General features: G+C 60.7%; 24 protein-coding genes and 1 tRNA gene. 14 read left to right on the top strand and 11 right to left on the bottom strand.

Annotation, left to right across the window (positions count from 1 at the left end):
• Positions 1-3: 3 nt before the first annotated feature.
• The gene (gene glgC / locus BMY52_RS02370; protein ID WP_090250326.1) at positions 4-1,269 is read right to left on the bottom strand and encodes a glucose-1-phosphate adenylyltransferase; all 1,266 of its coding nucleotides are present in this window, start codon (positions 1,267-1,269) and stop codon (positions 4-6) included.
• 191 nt (positions 1,270-1,460) lie between these two features.
• On the opposite strand from glgC, the gene glgB reads away from it, so the two are divergent.
• The 3 genes from glgB to BMY52_RS15975 all read left to right on the top strand — a co-directional run bounded on the left by glgB (position 1,461) and on the right by BMY52_RS15975 (position 4,266).
• Entirely contained in the window at positions 1,461-3,638 is a 2,178-nt protein-coding gene (glgB, locus tag BMY52_RS02365; RefSeq protein ID WP_090250325.1) for a 1,4-alpha-glucan branching protein GlgB, read from the top strand.
• Positions 3,639-3,688: 50 nt separating this feature from the next.
• Positions 3,689-3,764: transfer RNA gene (locus BMY52_RS02360), tRNA-Ala, on the top strand.
• Positions 3,765-3,837: 73 nt separating this feature from the next.
• A complete protein-coding gene (locus BMY52_RS15975; protein WP_425429215.1) occupies positions 3,838-4,266 on the top strand; it encodes a DUF1326 domain-containing protein in 429 nt (142 codons plus the stop codon).
• Between the two features lie 22 nt (positions 4,267-4,288).
• On the opposite strand, the gene BMY52_RS02350 is transcribed toward BMY52_RS15975, so the two are convergent.
• Both BMY52_RS02350 and BMY52_RS02345 read right to left on the bottom strand, forming a co-directional pair.
• Positions 4,289-4,615 carry a rhodanese-like domain-containing protein gene (locus BMY52_RS02350; RefSeq protein WP_090250322.1) on the bottom strand — a complete coding sequence of 109 codons (327 nt, stop codon included), beginning with the start codon at positions 4,613-4,615 and terminating at the stop codon, positions 4,289-4,291.
• Between the two features lie 90 nt (positions 4,616-4,705).
• Complete coding sequence (locus tag BMY52_RS02345; RefSeq protein WP_090250319.1) at positions 4,706-5,134, bottom strand: CBS domain-containing protein; 429 nt, start codon at positions 5,132-5,134, stop codon at positions 4,706-4,708.
• A gap of 195 nt (positions 5,135-5,329) precedes the next feature.
• On the opposite strand from BMY52_RS02345, the gene BMY52_RS15565 reads away from it, so the two are divergent.
• On the top strand, positions 5,330-5,578 hold the full coding sequence (locus tag BMY52_RS15565) for a hypothetical protein (RefSeq protein ID WP_245740501.1): 249 nt from the start codon (positions 5,330-5,332) through the stop codon (positions 5,576-5,578).
• A 91-nt stretch (positions 5,579-5,669) separates the two neighbouring features.
• Complete coding sequence (locus tag BMY52_RS02335; protein WP_245740520.1) at positions 5,670-5,990, top strand: RES domain-containing protein; 321 nt, start codon at positions 5,670-5,672, stop codon at positions 5,988-5,990.
• A gap of 63 nt (positions 5,991-6,053) precedes the next feature.
• On the opposite strand, the gene BMY52_RS02330 is transcribed toward BMY52_RS02335, so the two are convergent.
• The 3 genes from BMY52_RS02330 to BMY52_RS02320 form a co-directional block, all read right to left on the bottom strand.
• On the bottom strand, positions 6,054-6,536 hold the full coding sequence (locus BMY52_RS02330) for an RES family NAD+ phosphorylase (protein ID WP_090250317.1): 483 nt from the start codon (positions 6,534-6,536) through the stop codon (positions 6,054-6,056).
• A complete protein-coding gene (locus BMY52_RS02325) occupies positions 6,536-7,039 on the bottom strand; it encodes an antitoxin Xre/MbcA/ParS toxin-binding domain-containing protein (protein WP_177169808.1) in 504 nt (167 codons plus the stop codon). The genes BMY52_RS02330 and BMY52_RS02325 overlap by 1 nt, the downstream gene beginning before the upstream one ends.
• Positions 7,040-7,381: 342 nt before the next feature.
• Positions 7,382-9,136, bottom strand: a complete 1,755-nt coding sequence (locus tag BMY52_RS02320) for a sensor domain-containing diguanylate cyclase (RefSeq protein WP_143050406.1) — start codon at positions 9,134-9,136, stop codon at positions 7,382-7,384.
• A gap of 200 nt (positions 9,137-9,336) precedes the next feature.
• Between BMY52_RS02320 and BMY52_RS02310 the strand changes: the two genes are divergently transcribed.
• Positions 9,337-9,792, top strand: a complete 456-nt coding sequence (locus BMY52_RS02310) for a hypothetical protein (RefSeq protein WP_143050405.1) — start codon at positions 9,337-9,339, stop codon at positions 9,790-9,792.
• A 265-nt stretch (positions 9,793-10,057) separates the two neighbouring features.
• A complete protein-coding gene (locus BMY52_RS02305) occupies positions 10,058-10,576 on the top strand; it encodes a type IV toxin-antitoxin system AbiEi family antitoxin domain-containing protein (protein WP_143050404.1) in 519 nt (172 codons plus the stop codon).
• Here BMY52_RS02305 and BMY52_RS02300 read toward each other — a convergent pair.
• From BMY52_RS02300 to pufB, 4 genes are all read right to left on the bottom strand, one after another.
• On the bottom strand, positions 10,561-10,755 hold the full coding sequence (locus tag BMY52_RS02300; RefSeq protein ID WP_090250301.1) for a hypothetical protein: 195 nt from the start codon (positions 10,753-10,755) through the stop codon (positions 10,561-10,563). The two genes, BMY52_RS02305 and BMY52_RS02300, sit on opposite strands and share 16 nt — an antisense overlap.
• Entirely contained in the window at positions 10,755-11,612 is an 858-nt protein-coding gene (locus BMY52_RS02295; protein ID WP_218140376.1) for an ATP-binding protein, read from the bottom strand. The genes BMY52_RS02300 and BMY52_RS02295 overlap by 1 nt, the downstream gene beginning before the upstream one ends.
• 309 nt (positions 11,613-11,921) lie before the next feature.
• Positions 11,922-12,095 (bottom strand): light-harvesting antenna LH1, alpha subunit, encoded by a 174-nt coding sequence (gene pufA, locus BMY52_RS02290; RefSeq protein WP_090250299.1) that lies wholly within the window; start codon positions 12,093-12,095, stop codon positions 11,922-11,924.
• A gap of 90 nt (positions 12,096-12,185) precedes the next feature.
• Entirely contained in the window at positions 12,186-12,344 is a 159-nt protein-coding gene (gene pufB / locus BMY52_RS02285) for a light-harvesting antenna LH1, beta subunit (protein WP_090250296.1), read from the bottom strand.
• Positions 12,345-12,665: 321 nt separating this feature from the next.
• On the opposite strand from pufB, the gene BMY52_RS02280 reads away from it, so the two are divergent.
• The 3 genes from BMY52_RS02280 to BMY52_RS02270 all read left to right on the top strand — a co-directional run bounded on the left by BMY52_RS02280 (position 12,666) and on the right by BMY52_RS02270 (position 15,155).
• The gene (locus BMY52_RS02280) at positions 12,666-12,977 is read left to right on the top strand and encodes a PepSY domain-containing protein (protein WP_090250295.1); all 312 of its coding nucleotides are present in this window, start codon (positions 12,666-12,668) and stop codon (positions 12,975-12,977) included.
• A gap of 97 nt (positions 12,978-13,074) precedes the next feature.
• A complete protein-coding gene (locus BMY52_RS02275) occupies positions 13,075-14,454 on the top strand; it encodes a sensor histidine kinase (RefSeq protein WP_090250292.1) in 1,380 nt (459 codons plus the stop codon).
• On the top strand, positions 14,454-15,155 hold the full coding sequence (locus tag BMY52_RS02270) for a response regulator transcription factor (protein ID WP_090250289.1): 702 nt from the start codon (positions 14,454-14,456) through the stop codon (positions 15,153-15,155). The genes BMY52_RS02275 and BMY52_RS02270 overlap by 1 nt, the downstream gene beginning before the upstream one ends.
• Here BMY52_RS02270 and BMY52_RS02265 read toward each other — a convergent pair.
• Complete coding sequence (locus tag BMY52_RS02265) at positions 15,131-15,577, bottom strand: cytochrome c (protein WP_090250286.1); 447 nt, start codon at positions 15,575-15,577, stop codon at positions 15,131-15,133. The genes BMY52_RS02270 and BMY52_RS02265 overlap by 25 nt on opposite strands.
• Positions 15,578-15,767: 190 nt before the next feature.
• Between BMY52_RS02265 and BMY52_RS02260 the strand changes: the two genes are divergently transcribed.
• The 4 genes from BMY52_RS02260 (at position 15,768) to BMY52_RS02245 (ending at position 21,779) form a co-directional block, all read left to right on the top strand.
• Positions 15,768-16,355, top strand: a complete 588-nt coding sequence (locus BMY52_RS02260; RefSeq protein ID WP_090250283.1) for a cytochrome b/b6 domain-containing protein — start codon at positions 15,768-15,770, stop codon at positions 16,353-16,355.
• 65 nt (positions 16,356-16,420) lie between these two features.
• Complete coding sequence (locus BMY52_RS02255) at positions 16,421-17,605, top strand: TolC family protein (RefSeq protein ID WP_245740499.1); 1,185 nt, start codon at positions 16,421-16,423, stop codon at positions 17,603-17,605.
• Positions 17,602-18,687, top strand: coding sequence for an efflux RND transporter periplasmic adaptor subunit (locus tag BMY52_RS02250; RefSeq protein ID WP_245740497.1), 1,086 nt, complete (start codon positions 17,602-17,604; stop codon positions 18,685-18,687). The genes BMY52_RS02255 and BMY52_RS02250 overlap by 4 nt, the downstream gene beginning before the upstream one ends.
• A gap of 5 nt (positions 18,688-18,692) precedes the next feature.
• Positions 18,693-21,779: an efflux RND transporter permease subunit gene (locus BMY52_RS02245; protein WP_090250278.1), complete on the top strand. Its 3,087-nt coding sequence runs from the start codon at positions 18,693-18,695 to the stop codon at positions 21,777-21,779.
• The last annotated feature ends 10 nt before the right edge of the window (positions 21,780-21,789 follow it).

The raw sequence follows: 21,789 nt of genomic DNA, 5'->3' as shown, positions 1-21,789 counted from the left end.
GGGTCAAACGCCATGATGAGGCATGTTGCCGAGCATGTCCGGCGTGACCACCGTCACCCCGCCATCGGAGACATAAAAACGCTTGGCATCCTGTTCTCGGTCCCTGCCGATCACCATTCCCTCCGGAATCCGGCAACCCTTGTCGATGACCGCCTTGTGAACCACGCAGTTACGACCGACATCCACATCCGGAAGGATGACCGAATCGGTCACCTGGGCATAGGAGTTCACTGTCACATTGGAGAATAACAGGGAATGGCGTACCAGCGATCCAGAGATGATGCAGCCACCGGATACCATGGAATCCACAGCCATGCCGCGTCGATCATCATCGTCAAACACGAACTTGGCTGGCGGTAGTTGTTCCTGGTAGGTCCAGATGGGCCAGTCCATGTCGTAAAGATTCAGTTCCGGGGTCACCCCAATCAGTTCCAGATTGGACTTCCAATAGGAGTCGATGGTCCCCACGTCACGCCAGTACGCCTGGGTGCCGGTCTGTACATCACGAAAGGGATAGGCCATCACCCGGCAGGACTGGAGCACCTTGGGAATGATGTCCTTGCCAAAATCGTGGCTCGAACCCGGGGTATCGGCATCCGCCACCAGTTGCAGGAAGAGAAAGTCCTTGTTGAACACGTAGATGCCCATGGAGGCCAGGGCCTTGTCCGTCTTGCCTGGTAACGGCTGAGGATGCTCGGGCTTCTCGTCGAAACGTTCCACCCGGCCATCGGCATCCACCCCCATCACGCCAAACCCGCGCGCCATGTCCAGGTCCACCTCCAGGCAGCCCACGGTCATATCGGCGCCGGACTCCACGTGGTAGGCGATCATGTCGCCATAGTCCATCTTGTAGATATGATCCCCCGCCAGGATGAGCACATAGCTGGGGTCGTGGTCACGGATGATGTCCAGATTCTGAAATACCGCATCGGCCGTGCCCTTGTACCAGGAGGTCTCGATACGCTGTTGCGCCGGCCATAGCTCGATGAACTCACCAAATTCGCCGCGCAGGAAGCTCCAGCCCCGCTGCACATGCTGAATCAGGGAATGCGCCTTGTACTGGGTGATCACACCCACCTGGCGAATGCCCGAGTTGATGCAGTTGGAGAGCGGAAAATCGATGATCCGGAACTTCCCCCCAAAGGGCACCGCAGGCTTGGCCCGCCATAGGGTCAACTGCTTGAGGCGGGAGCCACGCCCGCCAGCCAGTATGAGTGCCAGGGTGTCTCGGGTGATGCGGCTGACGAAGCGTTGGGATTGTGGTTTCATACCTGCCTTCTCTGACCCGGGTGTGTGGAGGACTTGGCCCCTGGAGCATGTTAAGGTTTTTTTCGCAGGGTCGCATCCGACCGGCACATCGCGTTCCCTGCCATCATGGTACGCGATCATTTCGATTCTATTACATTTTCCGGCCGCCACATCAAGGCAGGCCCAACCGCCGAACCAGGACGGGAACCCACATGCGTGCAACCAACCGTGACGACATCCAACGCATCCTGGACGCCAGACATCATGATCCGTTCAGCCTGCTGGGCAGCCATGTGGAACAGGAACAACGGGTGGTTCGTGCCTACCTGCCCTACGCTGCCCAGGCCTGGCTCGACGACCTGGACGAGCCCATGGAAAAGGTCCATGACCGAGGCATCTTCGAGTGGCGCGGTCCCCTGGACGCCCTGCCTGAGCATTATCGCCTCCGCTGGGACGACGGCCACGGCCAGGAACACATCGACTACGACCCCTACAGCTTTGGTCCCGTAGTATCGGATTTTGACATCCATCTGTTCAATGAAGGCCGGCACTGGCATGCCTACCGCTTCCTGGGGGCCCATGCCCACGAGGTGAATGGCATTGAGGGCGTGCGCTTTGCCGTGTGGGCCCCTTCTGCCGAACGGGTTTCCGTAGTGGGCGACTTCAATCGCTGGGATGGCCGTTGCCACACCATGCGAGTGCGCGGCGGCAGCGGAGTGTGGGAATTCTTCCTGCCTGGCCTGGAGCCCGGCGCACTGTACAAGTATGAAATCCGTAACCGGGACACCGGGGTCACCCAGGTCAAGACCGACCCCTATGGACAGCGTTTCGAGTTACGACCGCAAACCGCCGCCGTGGTCCATGATCCGGAACCCTTCCCCTGGTCCGACGAGGCCTGGCTGCAACAGCGTGCCGGTGATGCCTGGCTGCACCGCCCCATGTCCATCTACGAGGTTCACCTGGGCTCCTGGCGTCTTGGCAGCGATGGGGAGTTCCTCAACTACCGAGAGCTGGCCCGCTCGCTGGTCCCTTATGTGAAGGAGATGGGCTTCACCCACATCGAACTGCTGCCAATCACCGAACACCCCTTCGACGGCTCCTGGGGCTACCAGACCACTGGCTATTACGCCCCCACCAGCCGTTTTGGCAGCCCCGACGACTTCCGGGATTTTGTCAATCACTGCCATGAACAGGGTATTGGTGTATTGCTGGACTGGGCCCCAGGGCATTTCCCCAAGGACGCGCACGCCCTGGCCCGGTTCGATGGCAGCGCCCTGTACGAGCATGAAGACCCCCGCATGGGCGAACACCGTGACTGGGGCACGCTGATCTTCAACTATGGACGCAACGAGGTGCGTAACTTCCTCGTCTCCAGCGCCATGTACTGGGTGGAGGAATTTCACATCGATGGCCTGCGGGTGGATGCCGTGGCCTCCATGCTCTACCTGAACTATTCCCGTGAAGAGGGCGAATGGGTTCCCAACAAGTTCGGGGGCCAGGAGAACCTGGACGCCATCGAATTCCTGCGGGATCTCAACAGTAGCGTGCAGGGTAATCACCCCGGCGCCCTGATCATGGCCGAGGAATCCACCTCCTGGCCCCAGGTCACGCGCCCCACCTGGCTGGGTGGCCTGGGCTTCTCACTCAAGTGGAACATGGGGTGGATGAACGACACCCTGGAATACATCAAGAAGGACCCCATCCACCGTCACTACCACCACGACCAGCTCACCTTCGGCCTGCTCTACGCCTTCACCGAGAACTTCGTCCTGCCCTTCTCCCACGACGAGGTGGTGCACGGCAAGCGCTCGCTGCTCTACCGCATGCCGGGAGACGAATGGCAACGCTTTGCCAACCTGCGCCTGCTATACACCCTGATGTGGTCCTACCCAGGGAAGAAACTGCTGTTCATGGGCTGCGAATACGGCCAGGGCAATGAGTGGGACGATGCCCGGGAACTGGAGTGGTATCTGCTGCAATTCCCCTTCCACAGTGGCGTGAAGCAACTGGTGGCCGATCTCAATGCCCTCTACGCCCGCGAGGGGGCACTGCATCACTTCGATTTCGAGTGGCAGGGCTTTGAATGGATCGACTGCCACGACGCCGCCCAGTCGGTACTCAGCTTCATCCGCAAGGGCGAAGAGAAAAATGACTTCATCCTCACGGCCCTGAACTTCACCCCCGCGCCCCGGGAGGGTTACCGCATTGGCGTGCCAGCCCCAGGCCGTTACCGGGAGATCTTCAACTCCGACTCCCACTTCTACGGCGGCAGCAACCTGGGCAACCTGGAAGTGGAGGCCGAAGACCTGCCCTGGATGGGACGCCCCTACTCCGTGGTGCTCACGCTGCCTCCGCTGGCGGGCATCCTGCTCAAGCCCATTTCCACCTGAGCGCCGCCCCTGGCAAACAAGGCCTGCGCTGACTTATACTCAGCGCACATGGGGCGGTAGCTCAGTTGGGAGAGCGCAGCAATCGCACTGCTGAGGTCGTGGGTTCGACTCCCATCCGCTCCACCAGAAAAAATAAAAAGCCTTTCTTATTCATAAGCTTATAGAAGGGCTTTTTTCGCTCGACCTCGCACATCTATGTGTGCCTGGGCGACTGGCCACAGGTGATCGACTGGAACGCGCGATCGGCCGAGGTGGCGCGGGAGCACGATGTCGACGGCGCGACCTCGTTCCACTACATCCATGCCATCGACTACCGGGTCTACGGGCATTTGCAGCGCGGCGAGGATTCAGCAGCAGAAAGCATCCGCGAGCCGCATTCGACCAGCATCATCCCCACCAGGGAACGTTTCCCGGCGCCTTCCACGGAGCCAAGGCGGCCCCTGACGGCCGCTTCCAGGTCTACATCCAGGCCGTCCGGCACATCCTCGAGGGCTTGATTGCGCATGCCGAGGGCCACAATGTGGCGCATATCCCGGGCAATGCCCTGGCCGGCGGTTGGCGCAGCGTACTGATCATCGATGATCAGGCAACCGACCACCAGCACAATGCCCTGGTGTCCGCCTTTTAAGGCCAATTGACCTACACGACACTCAGGCGGCTTTTTTCTGCTCGAACCAGTCCTGGGTGCCGCCCTCATAGTCGAGGACATCAGTGAAGCCGGTATTGTCGAGCTTCGCCGCGGCCTTGCGGGAGGCATCGCAGTCGAAGTTGGCGCAATAGACCACGATCTTGCGATCCTTGCCCCCGGCGACGCGATCCACCTGCTCGGCAAAGTCATCGGATCCCACGGGGATGTTGATGGAAGTCCGGATGTGTCGTTTATTGAAGACCTCCCGGGGAAGCACGTTGATGAGGATGAAATCCTCATGATGCTCTTCATTCATTCGCTTGAGTTGTTCACGATCGATGGTTTTCATGTCTGAACTCCTCATGTCGATGCAGGTTCGGTGCATGTCAGTCGAGCGGAATCCCTTCCGCAGGCAGCGGTCCTGCAGGCCGTCGGAGGTTCAAGCGGCGTCCGCAATCCTCTCTGCGGCCCGCTCGGCGGCCGCTTCGTCCCCATGGCGGCGAATATCACCCACGGTGATGATGCCGCTCAGGCGCTTGGATTCCGGGCTGTCCAGGACGACCAGCCGATAGACCTGTTGATCGGCCATGCTTTGCGCGGCGGCATCCAGCTCGTCGTTGGCAAAGCAGTACAGAACCTTCTCACTCATGGCTTCCTGGACCGGGGTATGGGAAGGATCCTTGCCCTCGGCGAGGCAACGAATGACCATGTCCCGGTCGGTCGTGACACCGATCAACCGTTCCTGGTCAGCATCGGTGACTGGCAGAAAACCAGTCCCCATATCCCGCATTTTCCTGGCTGCGTCTGTAATCGATGATCCACCGGTGATGGTGTCGATACTCTTTGTCATCGCGTCGGCGATCTTCATGACTGCCTCCTTTTTCTGATGGCTTACATGGATTGGGACAGCAGTGACCACATGAGTTCCTGGAGCAAGGTAGCGGCCCGTGTTGGGCAGGTGCACATATACCCCCGGGAGCGAATTCCCCGGTTGATCTTATGCCAATGAGCACTAGACTCAGCTAAAAGCCAACCTTGGTTCAACTTGGGGGGCAGAAAGGATGTGGCTCGATCGACAACTCCGGCGGCAGGTACGCGAAGGCTATGGGAGCAAGGTAACCGCATCACCCGCAGCTACGGCAATATTTCCCATCACTACGATCTGGAAGACCCACAGCGGGCCATCTTCCTGGTCAAGAACGAGCCCGTTCCTGCGTTCCGTCACAAGACCCTGCTGCAACTGGTACAGGAAGGGCGGACCGAGGATGTGATCGGCTATCTGGAGTCGATCAGCGCCGGGTTCGTCGGGTGATCCTCGTCGACCTGCCTTCCGGCACCACCTTGTTTCCCGCGCTTACCCCGCAGTGGGCCAGCAGACCTCACCCTTCCTGCCACCCTGCACGATGTGTTCCTACACTGCGACGCTGCGTGATCTGGTCGACCTGCGTCAGTTACACCGCGGGGAACCCTGGGACGAGCTATGGCATGACTGGCGCGAGGATTGGCGGCACCTGAAATTCGATCTACACGTTGAACCTCCAACCTGGGTTCTTGCAGACGTGGTTCGGGCCCGTGGTTGCACAGGCCTCCTCTTCCCGAGCCAGGCACACGAGGGGGGCACGAACCTGGTCGTATACTCGGACCGGCTCACAGATGACAACTCCGTCACCGTGAACGACCCGGACGGGCAGCTACCCCGCGACCAGTCCAGTTGGGCGCGCTGATGAGACCGCTTTGCAATGGACTGCAGCCCCTTCTCGACTACCTACGAAGCCCGCTCAGGGTCGCTAATCGCCAAGACCTGGAAACGCTCTGGGATTGAAAATATCCCTCCGCACTTCAACGAGCTTGATCTGCTTGGTCAACTCATGCCGCGGATTGACAACCATAATTTCACCGAGGCCTGCCGACACAGCGCAGCTCGGGACAATCAAGCCCAGGCCCGTTCCCTCTCTCAGCCACTCATCGCCGAGCCTCTGCGTGGATTCGGGATGAGGAAAGCGGGCCCAATCCTCAGGCCAATGTTCCTGCGCCAGATACTCAATGGGAGTATCGTCAGGAATCTCGTACACTCCAAGGCGATAAGACGGAGGCACCATTCTCGGGGTTACCGTGTAATTCGCCATCTCCAGCATGGCGACCGGCGCCGACAATGCAAAATAAAGCACCGGCGTACCAGGGAGATTCCAGCGAGCCCCGTCTTTGTAGCTGCCACCCAACCCGGTATAGACCTCCAGGTACTTTTCCTTCGTGATGCGGAAAATCCGCATCAGCTGAATTCCCCATACTCGATTTTGTTCAATACCTGCGAAATCCAGCGACGACCCTCGAAGGTGTCGATCAGGTCAAGGGGGCGCTCGTCACCCAGAGCCGGTACCGGACTCTTGAACCACTGCATCGCGAGGTCATACGACTCCCAGACATCTGCTGCCTGGCGGAGCAACCGGACGGCATCCAGCACCTCCTCAGAAGTCTCTTTGGGCAGGGCTTTTCTACGGTAAACGCGACTGAGATTGCCAGAATCGATGTTCAGAATCCCCAGAAATGCTTCTCGCAGCCCCGTGGCCTCCACCACACTTTTAACCCAATCACCAGGAATGCCCTTGCGAGAGACATCGATAAACATCTTGCGACTGGAGAATACCTCTTCCGGAATGTTCCCCAGCTTTTTTCTGACCACATCACGAGTGGCATCCACGGATGGGCGATAGGCCCTGGCCTTCCGGCCAGCGACGCTGACGCGACTTTCTTCTTTCTCCGCCTGACTGATCATAGCCCACCCCGCATCAATATGAGGCGATTGTAGCATCAAAACGATGCCGGCAAGCGCAGATCAACCGTTTCTGGACGTATCTGTCCGGTGGCCCAACCCCTGCTCGGCGCTGGCACGCTCACCGGAAATCTAGGGTCTGTTGACGTTTCACATTGGGAGCCATAAAAAAGGCATCCCGCACTGCGCCAAAAAAGGTGGGAGTAACCTGTACGGTTCGAGCGGGTTTGCGGCCGCTGGCCAGCGCAAACTCAATACCCGGCTCGGGTCAATTCCCGGCATAGGAAGCATCGATCCAGACAACCCGACCACCTCACCGCCTACACCAACCCACCCGCCCGAGCCTCACCCCACCACGCGATCCTTACCCCCGGATTTGGCCTCATACAGTGCCTTGTCCGCCCGCAGGAAAAGAGAATCCGCGGACTCTCCGGTCTGCAGCGTGGCCAGTCCAATGCTGACGGTCTGCCCGATGCTCATCTCCCCCACGAGGTGAGGCTGACTGGCCACTGCCCGACGCAGCCGCTCGGCAATCTCCCTGGCCATGGTCTCGTCTGCACCCGGCATCAGGACCACGAACTCTTCCCCACCATAGCGACAGACCATGTCCCCCCGGCGTACCGAGTCGGCCATGACCTGCCCCATGCGGATCAGCACCTGGTCACCCACCGCATGCCCATGAACGTCATTGACCTGTTTAAAGTTGTCTGCATCAATCACAGCCACCGAAAGCGGTGAACCAAGAGAGTGGGCGCGGGCGACCAATTCCGGCAGGCAACGGTCCAGATGGCGACGGTTGTAGAGGCCGGTGAGATCATCCAGCAAGGTGACCCGCTCCAGTTGGTCCCCCCTACGGGCCAGTGCCTTGCGTTGCGATTGCAATTCACGGATACGATCCGCAAGTGCCAGTGACAGCATCATGGTTTCCAGGGCCGATCCCAACTGAAAGCCATAGTAGGTGATCAGATTATTGGGCAGTATCCCCAGGGCACCCAGGACGAAGAGCAAGGCGCCGATGACCATGGCTGCCCAGGCCAGGAGGAGATACAGCGCTGGCCGGAAGTTGTGAAGACGATAGGCGCGCAGGCTGGCGCCCACCACCAATACGATGACCGCCAACGCCACCAGCGAGAAGAACAGCACGCTGCCGGCCGTACCCAGCCAGACATGCAACAGAATCCCGGCCAGAGGCAGCGGCAGGGCCGCGCGCAACCAGCGGTCCCAATCCGGATCACGGCGGCGCATCAGGAGGAAACGTCGGGAGAACTGCAACGCAAACGTGGACAGCAATGCCACGCACAGAAACATCAGGAGCTGGGTGGTCTGGCTCCCCCATTCGGGGAAAAATTCCAGATGGACACCGCGCTGGAAAAAGAAATAACCCGCGGTGGAAAGAATGAAAGCAATGTACCAGGCATAGCTGGCGTCCCGCAGACTGAAGAGCAGGAACAGGTTGTAGACCGCCAGGGCCAGGATGATGCCATGATATCCCCCTTGCACCAGCCAGAACCGGGTTGCCTGAGCCTGATGCCCCTCAAAGGTCTGGATCTCGGCATGGAAACGCAGGTTCTGGCCTGTCTCCACCCTCAGCAGGTAGCGACGTGCCGGGCTGTCCGCTTCAATGTGGAAAACATGGCGCCAGGCCGGGCGCCGTTGTTGATCCCAGGCCACAGCCTGGTGTCGGGGCACCTCCTGCCACTGCCCGCTTTCCTCCTGCGCAAACAGGATCACGGAATCAAACAGGGGGTTGTCCAGCGAGAGCAGGCGCGGACGGGCATCCAGTTCCTGTAAGGCAAACGCCACCCAGAGCACCCCTGGCGATATGCCTTGGTTGAAGGAGCGTGAATCCAGTTCCACAAAATCGGGCGGATCCTTGTCCAGCAAGGCCTCGGGGGTGGTTCGCCGAGCCGTGTCCATATACACCGCGCTGTAGGGCGCCAGCGGCATCCGCTCCTGACCAGCCACATCAATGACCTCCGGCCAGCCATGGCTGGCCGCCCCCGGTGTGCCAGGCCAGGACCACACGAACATCAACAGGATGCCCAGGATGACAAGAGCCGAGCTACCGGCGAATGCCCACTGACGTCGCTCAAGCATCATGATGAAGCCCACACCACCTCGACATCCCTATTCTGGAAGGAAGGCGCCATTCTATCCCATCGGCAAGCGCAGCCGTCCCCATCCTGGCGAATCAGGGCCGCGATGATCCCGACTGGATCGGCTCCCATGTTTACCGCCAGCTGCCCGGCTACTACGGCAGCCTCAATGCCGGCAATCCTGTCCCCGGGTTCCCGGTCGACATGAGCCGGGAGACGGACCAATACTGGATGGACACCTCCGGCAGCCTGCCCCACGGCATCCCCACCTGCCAGCAATGGTGGGAAGACGCGAGTCATGGCCTGCGACAGCGTCTGCTGGAGGACAACAGCCGCACGCAGCGCGTGGTGACCTGGGTGCAATCCCGGTTCCCGGGCATGACGGTCGAGGAACGCCAGGACACCCTGGCACGCAACATCCTGGAGCAGGCGCCCCATCCCCGGCCTACCCGCCCAGGCCTGGTCAAAAAGTGTCCAATCTGTTCCGTGGCCTTCGCACCGCAAGCCCAGCAGACGTTCTTCCAGGAATTATCCACAACCTTATCCACGGATTCTGTGGACACCCTGACAGCGAACGCGAAAGGGCCCTATCCCAAAGGACTGCGCGCCAGCGCGGCGCTTGACTGGCTCCAGTCTGAAGCCAAAAAGGATTTACGGTGAACTCACGTCTTGCGCTAACATGTCGCACCGCTGTCGTCGGAATCTCCCGAAACGGCCAGCACACGGATCACGTCACGGCATTGCTCAGTATCGTGATCCACCCCGCCCCATACGCTTCACAGCAGCCTGCCGCCGAGTCCGGAGTGACCGGCCTACCGATGCCTGGACCGGTATCCAGCCAATGACGGCCCGGCAGGGGCGGCCTGATGACCTGGAACGTCCCCATTCACCTCTCGATATCAAGACGACACCAGACGATCCATCCATGACACACACCCTGAATCACCTCACCGCCCAGCAAATCTACGAACTGGCAGAGCAAAAGGCGCGCGAAGAATACGAACAGCAGGAAGCCACCCGCCGCGAACAACTCCAGGCCCTGAAGGCCGAACGTCGGGAACTGCTCAGCAGTCACCGGGAGGCCCAGCGACGTCTGCAGGAAGCCCAACGGGCGGAACTGGCCCATCTGGACGGCAAACTCCTCGAGCTTGGCGCACGCCTGCCCAAGGACAGCCCCCTCCAGGGACGATCCACCCAGCGCCCGCAGGCCGAGCAGTGGCTGCAGATTATCGCCCAGGCCCCGGAGATGACCCTGGCGAACATCCGTGAACGGGCGGCCCGGGAAGGCCTACCGACCCACAACCTCCCGCAACGCCTGGCTCAACTCAGGCGCCAGGGTCGCGTTGAACAGGTGCGCCGCGGTGTCTACCGGGTGGTTCAGCAAGATCAGGCAGTGATCAGCGGTCGGGGGCGGGAAACAACCCCCGTTCATCTTGTGTCCTGATAAGTCACACCGAAGGTGGTGTCAGCCAGCCACTTCTTGAAAGACGGATTATCACTGAATTGCTTGAACAACTCAGTGTGATCACTCAGCAAGTCCACGATCACCCGTTGCAAGGCGGCATCATTGAAGTGGACCCCAAGCGGCAGCCCATCCGCGAGGACACGGTTCTCGAAGACCATCAGGAACTCGCCGAGTCTCCTTTCAGACCCTTGAGGTATTGCTGGCCCTTTGCGGTCAGGCAGTACTGCTGCAGGCGACTGTTTGGTGTCTCGGGCAGTGTCATCTCGATGAGTCTCAGTTGCAACGCGGGCACAAGATAATGACGGCGGAAATGGGCACGGTGCCGGAGTTCCAAGTGTTGGCGAAGTTCTCCAGATGACTGCGGACCCTCGCGTAATAATTGAAGCATAGGAAGGAATGCATCGGACTGGGTCACTGACTGAGTCACTGAGGCGTTTTCTGGCGCAACCACCGGTGCAGCCAGCCAGACACTCATCCGAATGCGATTGGCAATTTCTTCAATGTGTGGCTCCGGAAGCCCCTGGGCGGCCGCCTCGGCAAAGATACGCTTGACGCCACTCCCCCACTGTTCAATCAGCCCGAGTTCGCGGAACACGCGGGCGATCACGGGATTGCGGATCATCGAAACGCCCCGTTTCATCTCGTCGATGGTCATGCCGGGCATCAGCAGCCCGGGACTTTCGATCTCGATACGATCATCGAAAAACGCGATCCGAATCGGGCTGCCCTGCTGAGAGTAGTCGCAATGCACCAAGGCATTGACGACTGCCTCACGCAGCATGGTCAGGGGGATGCTCCAAACATCGCGGCGGCGCATGGCCCCGAACTCCGCGCTCTTGAAGGCGTGCTTCTTGAGAAACAACTCGATGCTGTTGGCGGCTTGTGGCAGGGGTTCATGGATATCCGTCTGATCGAAGATGTCGATTTTGTCCGTGCCACGAAATCGACCGCACTGCACCCAGGCATCTGCAAAATGCCACTGCCGCTCACGACCAAACAGCAGGATGCCACCCACACTGGGTACCAAGCGCCCCTGATAAGGCATCAGCAGCCGCAGGGTGCGCAACTTGGCTTCGCCCAGGGGGGCGTCACAGCCAAAGGCCTCCTAGATGGCCGCCTGGTCCAGATCCTCGATCGACAGTTCCTGCTCAGTATCGCCGAGAGCGGATGTTCAGGACGATGCCTCCCACGGATTGATGGTGTTGTCCATACAACACTCAGGTCAGTACATTGCCCACGCGACCGGGCGGGATGCATGGGGTATTGCCATCCCGCCCGGTCGCGTGGGCATCAGACATTTCAAGACAAGGGTTGACTTGTCTTTTTACGCCTGCGCCACCACCTGCTCGGTGGTCTCGACCAGAGAGGCCGTGTGCATCCAGTTAAAGCGCTCGGTGCTCAGCAGGATGAAATGGATCAGAAGAGCCAGCACGGCCAGAAATGCAAACAGGGCAACCAGCGCTCTGCGCGGATCGAACAGCAGCCAAGTACGCCACATATTGAAATCTCCTATATCGGAAAGAAACTGCTTATACTGCTACGCCTGAGGTACTGCTTGGGACTTGATTCGCCGTTCAGGCGAGAAGTCTTACCAAGCCACACCCCAGGGACGCCACATCCAGGCCAGAACGTGGGCCACAGCGGCAACCGCCAGGAAGCCCATCATGCTGGACATGAAGACACCATGAAATTCCATGGCCTCTTCTTCATTGAGCCCCGAGAGCGAACCTTTCGTTTCACCAACCATTTACATACCCTCCAAATGAGCCTTATTGGCAAATACCGCGCTGGCTCAACGCCATCACGCATGTCAGGGTGAACACTACCCTACGACAAGTGCCAGGATAATGATCCAGAACAGGTAAATTCCCAAATCTGGCTGAAGCCATGCCAGAACCGGGGTACTGCCAGAGTCCCAGCCGGCATCCAGTCGGCCCATCAGTTGACCCGGTCGGTAGGCTATTCTGGCATGCCCATGCATACGGGCGGCACGGTGCATGGCTTTTAAGCTTGATTTCAGCTTACGGTGGCACACTGCCTTCACTCCCACATGAAAAGGCCCACACCCATGAATAGCCGATCATTGATCACCCCCCTCCTGTGCCTTGCCCTGATCACCCCCGGCCTGGCTCTATCCGGGGATCGCATGGAACACGACGAGATCCTGCGCCTGCGATCCGCCGGGGAGATCATGCCCATGGAAGAGATCCTCAAACATGCCAGAGAGATCGTGCCTGGGCACTTCGTGGAGGCTGAACTGGAAAGGGAAGACGGTCGCCATGTCTACGAATTGAAGATTCTCGACGCGGACGGCGTGCGCCACAAACTCTACCTGGATGCCGGCGACGGCAGCCTGATCAAACGGAAAGCCGATCGCTGAGCACACGCGGCACGAGGCAACTGAAGACCCGTTGGCTTTCCCGATACCGGCGCGCCCTCTGATCAGAGGGCGCGCCACTTTTTGAGCACGCGGATTGATGAACTCCCTAAAATTCCGACTGAGCCTGCTGGCGGGTTCCTGCCTACTGGCGCTGCTCATTGTCCAGGGCCTGGGGTTGCAGACGCTATCCCGTGTCCTGGTGGACGGCTATCTGGTGGACCGGCTGGACCATGATGCCGACACCCTGTATGTGCATCTACTGGATAGCGAGGAGGGTCCCGCCGCCTTCAATCGTACCCTGGGCATCATCTACAGTACCCCACTCTCAGGACACTACTTTCGGATTGAGTCACCTGGATCGGTGGTGCGCTCCCGCTCCCTCTGGGATGAGGACCTGGAATCCCCCGACGTTCCGGAGGGTGAGCAGTGGATCACCCGCATCCAGGGCCCTGGCGACCAGCCACTGCTGATGCTCAGCCGTGGCTACCGCATCGAGGATGAGGCTGTGGTGATCTCCGTTGCCCAGGAATTGGGACCGATGAAGGCCGCCGTGGACGAACTGGAGGGGCGTTTCATGGCCATCACTCTGCCGGCCCTGGGATTGGCGTTATTGCTGCAATTTCTGGTCATCCAGCGAGCCCTGCGCCCCCTGAATGCCGCGGTGGACGCCTGCCGCCGCCTGGAGACCGGAGAAGCCGTGCCGGTGGAACTGCCCGCCCCCCGGGAGATCGCCCCCATGCTCAAAGCAGTGAACCGGCTTGTCCACCATCACGGCCTGCGCCTGAACCGCAGCCGCCGTGCCCTGGGCAATGTGAGCCATGCCCTGAAGACCCCCCTGGCGGTCCTCTCCCAGTTGGCGGATGACATGTCAGCTCAAGGCGACGACAACGCCGCCAGAACCCTAAGGCAACAGCTGCACGCCATGAACGAGACGGTGGAGCGGGAAATGCGTCGCGCGAGCCTGGCCGGACGGGATCACCCCGGGCCCGGCTTCAATGCCCGAAAGGAACTGACAGACCTGGTGGAGGCCCTGCACCGGATCCACCAGCACCGGGTGACAGTGCATCTGCAGGTGCCCGCCGGCACATGGCCCCTGGATGCGGACGACATGCTGGAGATCTTTGGCAACCTGCTGGATAACGCCTGTCGCTGGGCGGCCTCTCAGGTTCGGGTGGAACTGCGCGTCGCTCATGATCACACCATGAAGGTCATCATTGAAGACGACGGCCCCGGCATCCCCCCGGAAGACATGCCGTTGCTTGGGCGTCAAGGTCGCCCCCTGGACGAACGGGGAGACGGGCATGGCTTGGGGCTGGGCATTGTGCAGGACGTGGTTGACCAGTATGAAGGCCAAATCACCTACGACGCCTCACCTGACCTGGGCGGGCTGCAGGTTACACTCTCCCTGCCCCTGCCTCATCCGGTTTCCCTGCATTCCAGCCCCTCACTCTCCAAGCCGCCCTCGGGAGCCCTCTGATGAGAATCCTGATCGTTGAAGATGACGCAGAACTGGGCACACGCCTGCAACGCCGCCTGCACGGAGAAGGATTGGCGGTGGATCTGGCATTGAACGGCGTGGACGGCCGGCACTTGGGTGAGACTGAGCCCTATGACCTGATCGTCCTCGACCTGGGACTGCCTGACCTGCCTGGCCTGGAGGTGCTGGCCGCCTGGCGCGACAGGGGCATCACCATCCCGGTACTGATCCTCACTGCCCGCAACAGCTGGCGAGAGCGGGTGGAAGGCTTGCAGCAGGGGGCCGATGACTACCTGGGCAAGCCCTTTCACGTGGAAGAACTGCTGGCTCGCATTCTGGCCCTGCTGCGCCGCTCGGCACCGGTCAGGGACACCACATTGCGAGTGGGCCCCTGGCACCTGGATGAACAACGTCAGATGCTGGTGGACGGCCCCACGGAATTGTCACTGACTGCCACCGAATTCAAACTGCTACGGTACTTCCTGCGTCATCCTGGCCAGGTGTTGTCCAAGACACGGCTTGCAGAGCATCTCTACGAGTATGAGAGTGAACGGGATAGCAATGTGCTGGAAGTCTACGTCTCCCGACTGCGGGACAAGCTCGGTGCAGATGTCATCCAGACCCGCCGTGGCCAGGGGTATTTACTGGCCTTGGAGCCCGCTCGACAGCCCTCCCCTCAACGCGTGCGAAACGACATGTGACAGCCCACGCAGGTAGAGGTGAGCTCGTGAAGTGCCCTGAGTGCTTTGGGCATGTCTTCCTCTTGTGCAACCTCGGCGAATTCGGTCGCTGATTCGTGCATCGCGAACGCCATCTGACGCATGCCATCCGGCATGTAGCGCCCAGGGCCACCCAGGCCGCGGGTTGCGGAGCGGTGCTTGCCCATGGTGCTGACGCCCATGGTCTGTTCTGCCATCTCTCCTGCTTCCGAGATCTCGCCACGGGCGAGATAATCCAGGATGCGTTGATAGGCGATCAGATGTTCCTGCATTTCTTCCCGCAGCAATTCACGCTGAAGCTCAGGCATATCCACCCATTGGCGGTAATCGGGCGGAGGTTCCGGGGTCTGGGCCATGGCAGGCAGAGCGCACAGGGTGAGTAGAAAAACAAACGGTAGCCGCATGACAGCACTCTGAGGAGGGATGATAGAACCACCATAGTGCCCCTTTCGCTGCACTGCAAGATGGGAGCTCAACACGGCAATGGTGAATTCGGTGAAATCGCCGCATCACCAGCGCTGGACAAATTAAGCCTGGTTTAAGCTTGCCGCGTCACACTGCCCCCATCTCCACACACATGAGGGCAACGACACCATGAACACATCCCATCAGATCACGGTCTGGGACCCCTTCGTTCGTATCTTTCACTGGGGCCTGGCCGCCGCCTTCCTCATCGCCTATTTCGTCGGTGACGATGCCATGGACGTACACACGCTGGCGGGCTATACGGTCCTTGTGCTGGTCCTGGCCCGCATCCCCTGGGGCTTCATCGGCGGCACCCATGCCCGCTTCCGGGACTTCGTGCGGCCACCCAGTGAGGTCATGGCCCACGTGCGCGGACTGCTGCGGGGACAACCTGAATACCATGAAGGCCATAACCCGCTGGCGGGCTGGATCTATGTGCTGATGTTCATCAGCCTCATCGGCCTCAGCGTCAGCGGCATTGCCACCCTGGGAGCCGAGGAATCCTCAGGCCCGCTGGCCGGGATGATGGCCGGAGTCAGCCATGACGTGGAAGAAGCGGTGGAAGAGGTCCATAAGTTCCTGGCCGACTTCACCCTGGGCCTGGTCTTGATCCATCTGGTCGGCGTACTGCTGGGCAGCCTGACCCAAAAAGAGAACCTGGTACGCGCCATGATCACCGGCCGCAAGCACACCGATGATCGCGAAGATCGGTCGTGATGGCCACAAAATCCTGGGAGTACGGGAAAACACCATCCTGGTTCAGACGGTTATCCCCGGGCCTTGTGTTCCCCATCTGCCTGACCCTGGCGAGTCCGTCGGTCAGTGCCGACACGCTGGGTCAGGTGATCTCCGCAGCTCTGGTGCGTAGTGGCGAACCCGCCCTGAGCAACAGCCTGAGGCAACAGGGAGACGCCCTGCGACGCCAGAGCAGCGGCGTTCTCTCGGCCGACCCTTCCCTGAATCTGAACTACATCTCCGACCAGATCACGGACGATGAAGGTTTCCGCGAGATCGAGGCCACGCTCGAACTGCCCTTGTGGTGGCAGGGTCAGCGCGGTGCACGGCAGGGGGTCGCTCAGGCCCTGGGAGATCAGGCCGAGGTGCTGGACCTGCAGCAGCAATGGGTCATGGCCGGACGGGTTCGGGAACAGGCCTGGGAAGTGGTTCTCGCCGAAGCCACCCTGCATCAGATGCAGCTTGCGTTGCAAACCAGCCGGGATCTGGAGATCCAGGTCACCGGGCTGGTCTCTGCTGGAGAGCTTTCACGGTTCGACCGACTGACCATCCGTCAGGAAGTGGCCGAGCGGGAGGCCGACGTCAGTGATGCTCAATCGGCGCACCGGATTGCATTGGCAGGGTACCGACAACTGACAGGCCAGACCGATTTACCCAAGCCATTGTACGAGCCCCCTGCCCCCATCACCGAGCTTCCAGAGAACCATCCCAGGCTACAGCAAGCACAGCATGCGCTTGCCCTTGCCCGGGCTGAAACCGTCCAGGCCCGGCGTTCCCGGGCGGGGACCCCGGTACTGGGCATCGGGGGGCGAAATACCCGGGAGTTCAGCGGCGCGAGTAGCCACGATGCCGTGCAGCTTTCACTGACCCTGCCTTTTGGGCTGGCCGGTCAGTCCGCACCCGCTATCGCCTCGGCGGTACGGACCCAGACCGAACAGGATGTGGCACTCCAGCAGGCGCAACTGACCACCGAACAGGCATTGTTATCGGCCCGCCTGGACCATCAGGGGGCCAAAGAGGCGCTGAACCTGGCAAAGCAGCGACAAACCCTGGCCCAGGATGCCCTGCACATGGCGCAACGCGCCTTTGATCTGGGTGAAACCGACCTGGTGCAACTCTTGCGAACCCAGGCACTGGCCCGCAACAGCGCACTGGATCTTGAACAGCGCCGTATCGAACTGGGCCGCGCCCAGGCACGTCTCAACCAGGCTCTGGGAGTCATACCCGAATGAAATACACCCTATTTCCCTTGCTCCTGGTCGCCCTTCTCGGCGGCCAGGTCGCCGCGGCGGCTCCTCCACTACCGCTGACAGAGGCCCAGGCGCAATCCCTGGGGGTGGAGTGGGCGAAACCCGCAGCAGCCGATCATTTCATCAGCGGTCGCTATCCCGGCGTGGTGACCATACCCACGGCGCAGCTAAGGGTGATCACCGCCCGCCAGAGCGGTGTCATTGAACGCCTGGTGGTGGCTGAGGGACAACACGTATCCAGTGGCACCCTGCTGGCTGAACTGAGGAGCCCAGAACTGGTGGATACGCAGCGCCAGTACCTGGATGCGTTAAACCGACTGGAGCTGGCACGGCAGGCACTTGAAAGAGATCAGAACCTGTTTCGTGAAGGACTGATTCCGGAGCGTCGGCTACTGGAAACCCAGTCCCGACAACAGGAGTTGAGCAATCACGAGAATCAGTTCAGGCAGCAACTGGCTCTGGCTGGCCTGAGCGAAAATGCTTTAACGCAATTGGCACGAACCCGGCAGCTGAGTGGCACCCTCTCGGTACACGCGCCCATCGCCGGCACCATCATCAAGCAGATGGTGGAAACCGGTCAGTCCGTGGACACGGCGGAGCCCCTCTACCGCCTGGCCCAACTGAACCCCCTATGGCTGGAAGTCCACGTCCCATTGGCGCAACTGGATACAGTCGCCCTGGGCACCTCGGTCCTGCTCCCGGCCCAGGGGCTGCAAGGCCAGGTCATTGCCGTCGGCAGCATGGTGCATGAGAAGGATCAGGGCATCTTGCTCCGGGCACGAATCCCTGATGCCGCTGAGCAGTTGCGGCCCGGGCAGTTTCTGGAGGCCCAGCTGGCCCAGCCGCTGCAACCGGGGCACTGGCGCCTCCCCGCCACGGCACTGGTGCGCCATGGCGGCGAGACCTGGATCCTTGTGGATGCGGACAACGCATTCCTCCCCCAGCCAGTACAGGTGGTGGCACAGGAAGACCAGACCGTTGTGGTGCGCGCACCACTAGAGCCTTCCAACCGGGTCGCAATACGCGGTGTTGCGGCCATGAAGGCCATCTGGCTGGGTGAGTAATTCATATGCTGACACGTTTGATACAGTTTTCCCTCAGCCAGCGCCTGCTCGTGTGCCTGGCGGTGCTGATCCTCATGGGCGCCGGCTGGCGTGCCTTTCAGGACACCCCCATCGATGCCTTTCCCGATGTCTCCACCACCCAGGTGAAGATCATCATCAAGGCGCCGGGCATGACGCCCGAGGAGATCGCCACCCGGATTACCAGCCTTGTTGAAGTGGAAATGCTCGGCATTCCTCGTCAGACCATGATGCGTTCCATTGCCAAGTATGGGCTGACCGACATCACCGTGGATTTTGCAGAGGGAACCGACATCTACTGGGCACGCCAGCAAGTGGCCGAACGCCTGAACACCGCCTGGGACAACCTGCCCGAAGGCATCGAAGGCGGCATTGCGCCCATGACCACCCCACTGGGGGAGATGTTCATGTTCACCGTTGAGGGCGAAGATCTGACGCTGGCACAACGACGGGAACTGCTGGACTGGACCATTCGCCCCGCACTGCGATCCGTTCCTGGCGTGGCCGAGGTCAACTCCCTGGGAGGATTCGTCACCACTTTTGAGGTGGTACCGGATCCGGCCCGCATGACCGCGCATGGCATCGGCCTGAATACGTTACAGGCCGCCATCAGCACCAACAATCGAAACGACGGGGCAGGACGCCTGGATGCGGGCGAGGAAACCCTGCTGGTCCGCAGCGAAGGGGCCATCAAGACCCTGGACGACCTGGCCGCCATCGTCGTCGTACCCGACCCCCACCAGCCGCTGCGGGTGGGCGACGTGGCGGACGTGCGTCTGGCGGCTCTCAGTCGCTATGGTGCCGTCACCCGCAACGGCGAGGGAGAGACGGTGCAGGGACTGGTTCTGGGTCTCAGGGGAGCCAATGCCCAGGCCGTGGTAGAAAGCGTCAAGGCCGAGTTGGCGGCTCTTGAGTCCGTGCTGCCGGAGGGCGTGCGCATCGAGACCTTTTACGATCGGAGCATGCTCGTGAACCGTGCCGTACATACGGTCACCAAGGCGCTCATCGAGGCCACGGTACTGGTCCTGATTCTGCTGGTCCTGTTTCTGGGCAACCTGCGTGCCGCCCTCACCGTGGCCCTGATACTGCCCTTGGCCGCCTTGGGTACGTTCGTGCTGATGCGGCAATTCGGTCTATCCGCCAACCTGATGTCCCTGGGTGGGCTGGCGATTGCCATCGGCATGCTGGTGGATGCCGCCGTGGTCGTGGTCGAAAACGTGGTCACGCGCTTGTCTCAAGGTGCCCGTGGTCGTCTCCCCAGGCTGAATCTGATCTACCGTGCCACCCGGGAAGTGGCCGTACCCATGGTCTCGGGCATCCTGATCATCATCATTGTGTTCCTGCCCCTGCTTACCCTGCAGGGTCTGGAAGGCAAACTGTTCAAGCCTGTTGCCCTGACCATCATTTTTGCACTGGCCTCTTCGCTACTGCTCTCGCTGACGGTCATCCCCGTATTGTCCTCGTTCCTGCTGGGGACAGGCGCCCATCATGAACCCTGGTTATCCCGCCAGCTCAGTCGCCTCTACATGCCCACGCTGGGCTTGGCCATGCGCCACGAAAAGGTGGTGGTGGCCCTTGCCGGATTGCTGCTGGTGGCTGCGGCAGGTGTTTTTGGCCTGGTGGGTAAGACCTTCATGCCCACCATGAATGAGGGGGACCTGATCGTGCAACTGGAAAAGCTGCCCTCTATTACCCTGGATGAATCCCTGGCCCTGGACCAACGAATCCAGTCGGCCTTGCTGGAACAGATCCCGGAGATACGGGGCGTCGTCGCCCGGACCGGCTCCGATGAGCTGGGACTGGACCCCATGGGCCTCAATCAGACGGACAGTTTCCTGGTCCTGGCCCCCCGTTCCGAATGGCGCTTTGAAAACCGTGAGGCCCTGATTGATGGCATCCGTGAGGTACTGGAACAGTTTCCCGGTGTGGGCTACGCCTTTACGCAGCCCATCGAGATGCGTGTGTCGGAAATGCTCACAGGCGTCCGGGGAGATCTGGCGGTGAAGGTTCTGGGGCCCGACCCACAACAACTCAACCGCATCGCCGGGGCCATCGTCAACACAATGCAGAACTTGCCGGGCGCCCGGGACGTCTATACCACCCGCAATGAAGGCGCCCAGTACCTGAATATCACCATTGATCGAATGGAGGCCGGCCGGCTGGGCATTGATGCGGATACACTGTCCACACTGCTCAGGACACAGCTGGAAGGCTGGCCCATCGGCCATGTCTTTGACGAAGGCCGCCGTATCCCGCTGGTGATTCGTGGAAGCGAGGCAATGCGGGAATCACCCGCCCGTTTAGAGGCGCTGCAGGTCACTCTGCCCAATGGCCAATCCGTGCCGCTGACCAAACTGGTCAGCCTTGAAATGACCGAAGGACACGTAGCACTGACCCGGGAAAGAGGTCAGGCCTATGCCGTGGCCATTGCCAACGTCGAAGGACGCGATCTGGTGGGCTTTGTCGAAGAAGCCCAGCAAACCGTGGCGCAGGAGGTGGATCTGCCCAGCGGCTACCGCCTGGAGTGGGGAGGTGAGTTCGAGAATCAGCAACGGGCATCCGCCCGGCTGGCCCTGGTGGTACCCATGGCCCTGGGGTTGATCTTCCTGGTGCTGTTTTCCACCTTCCGCTCGGTGCGCCAGGCCCTGCTGGTGTTGTCCAACGTCCCCTTTGCCATGATCGGCGGGATATTTGCCCTGGCCATCACCGGGGAATACCTCTCGGTACCGGCTTCGGTGGGTTTCATCGCCCTGCTGGGGATCGCCGTACTCAATGGCGTGGTTATGGTGACCTATTTCAACCAACTGCGAGCCCAGGGACAGCCCATGGACGTGGTGGTGGTGGAAGGTGCACGTCGACGCCTGCGGCCCGTCCTGATGACGGCCAGCATCGCGGCACTGGGTCTGGTGCCCCTGCTGTTTGCCACCGGCCCGGGCTCCGAGATCCAGCGCCCTCTGGCCATCGTGGTGATCGGCGGCCTGGCATCGGCCACCCTGTTGACCCTGATCCTGCTGCCCATCCTGTATCGGCGCTTTGGTTTCACACCGGTCAAGACCGAACCTTTGCCTTCCTGAGGATATCCAA

The sequence above is a fragment of the Ectothiorhodospira marina genome, from assembly GCF_900109495.1.
Lineage (GTDB): Bacteria > Pseudomonadota > Gammaproteobacteria > Ectothiorhodospirales > Ectothiorhodospiraceae > Ectothiorhodospira > Ectothiorhodospira marina.
The sequence above is the reverse complement of the archived record's forward strand: the minus strand, read 5'-3'. Positions and strand labels throughout refer to the sequence as shown.

What these genes read in the sequence shown, in the direction of transcription:
- BMY52_RS02250 (WP_245740497.1), top strand. Translation starts at nt 17,602, where the DNA reads ATGAAATACACCCTATTTCCCTTGCTCCTGGTCGCCCTTCTCGGCGGC.
- glgB (WP_090250325.1), top strand. Translation starts at nt 1,461, where the DNA reads ATGCGTGCAACCAACCGTGACGACATCCAACGCATCCTGGACGCCAGA.
- BMY52_RS02350 (WP_090250322.1), bottom strand. Translation starts at nt 4,615, where the DNA reads ATGAAAACCATCGATCGTGAACAACTCAAGCGAATGAATGAAGAGCAT.
- BMY52_RS02245 (WP_090250278.1), top strand. Translation starts at nt 18,693, where the DNA reads ATGCTGACACGTTTGATACAGTTTTCCCTCAGCCAGCGCCTGCTCGTG.
- pufB (WP_090250296.1), bottom strand. Translation starts at nt 12,344, where the DNA reads ATGGTTGGTGAAACGAAAGGTTCGCTCTCGGGGCTCAATGAAGAAGAG.
- BMY52_RS02310 (WP_143050405.1), top strand. Translation starts at nt 9,337, where the DNA reads ATGAGCCGGGAGACGGACCAATACTGGATGGACACCTCCGGCAGCCTG.
- BMY52_RS02300 (WP_090250301.1), bottom strand. Translation starts at nt 10,755, where the DNA reads ATGGTCTTCGAGAACCGTGTCCTCGCGGATGGGCTGCCGCTTGGGGTC.
- BMY52_RS02265 (WP_090250286.1), bottom strand. Translation starts at nt 15,577, where the DNA reads ATGCGGCTACCGTTTGTTTTTCTACTCACCCTGTGCGCTCTGCCTGCC.
- pufA (WP_090250299.1), bottom strand. Translation starts at nt 12,095, where the DNA reads ATGTGGCGTACTTGGCTGCTGTTCGATCCGCGCAGAGCGCTGGTTGCC.
- BMY52_RS02275 (WP_090250292.1), top strand. Translation starts at nt 13,075, where the DNA reads ATGAACTCCCTAAAATTCCGACTGAGCCTGCTGGCGGGTTCCTGCCTA.
- BMY52_RS02335 (WP_245740520.1), top strand. Translation starts at nt 5,670, where the DNA reads ATGTGTTCCTACACTGCGACGCTGCGTGATCTGGTCGACCTGCGTCAG.
- BMY52_RS02260 (WP_090250283.1), top strand. Translation starts at nt 15,768, where the DNA reads ATGAACACATCCCATCAGATCACGGTCTGGGACCCCTTCGTTCGTATC.
- BMY52_RS02280 (WP_090250295.1), top strand. Translation starts at nt 12,666, where the DNA reads ATGAATAGCCGATCATTGATCACCCCCCTCCTGTGCCTTGCCCTGATC.
- BMY52_RS02320 (WP_143050406.1), bottom strand. Translation starts at nt 9,136, where the DNA reads ATGATGCTTGAGCGACGTCAGTGGGCATTCGCCGGTAGCTCGGCTCTT.
- glgC (WP_090250326.1), bottom strand. Translation starts at nt 1,269, where the DNA reads ATGAAACCACAATCCCAACGCTTCGTCAGCCGCATCACCCGAGACACC.
- BMY52_RS02345 (WP_090250319.1), bottom strand. Translation starts at nt 5,134, where the DNA reads ATGAAGATCGCCGACGCGATGACAAAGAGTATCGACACCATCACCGGT.
- BMY52_RS02305 (WP_143050404.1), top strand. Translation starts at nt 10,058, where the DNA reads ATGACACACACCCTGAATCACCTCACCGCCCAGCAAATCTACGAACTG.
- BMY52_RS02270 (WP_090250289.1), top strand. Translation starts at nt 14,454, where the DNA reads ATGAGAATCCTGATCGTTGAAGATGACGCAGAACTGGGCACACGCCTG.
- BMY52_RS02330 (WP_090250317.1), bottom strand. Translation starts at nt 6,536, where the DNA reads ATGCGGATTTTCCGCATCACGAAGGAAAAGTACCTGGAGGTCTATACC.
- BMY52_RS02325 (WP_177169808.1), bottom strand. Translation starts at nt 7,039, where the DNA reads ATGATCAGTCAGGCGGAGAAAGAAGAAAGTCGCGTCAGCGTCGCTGGC.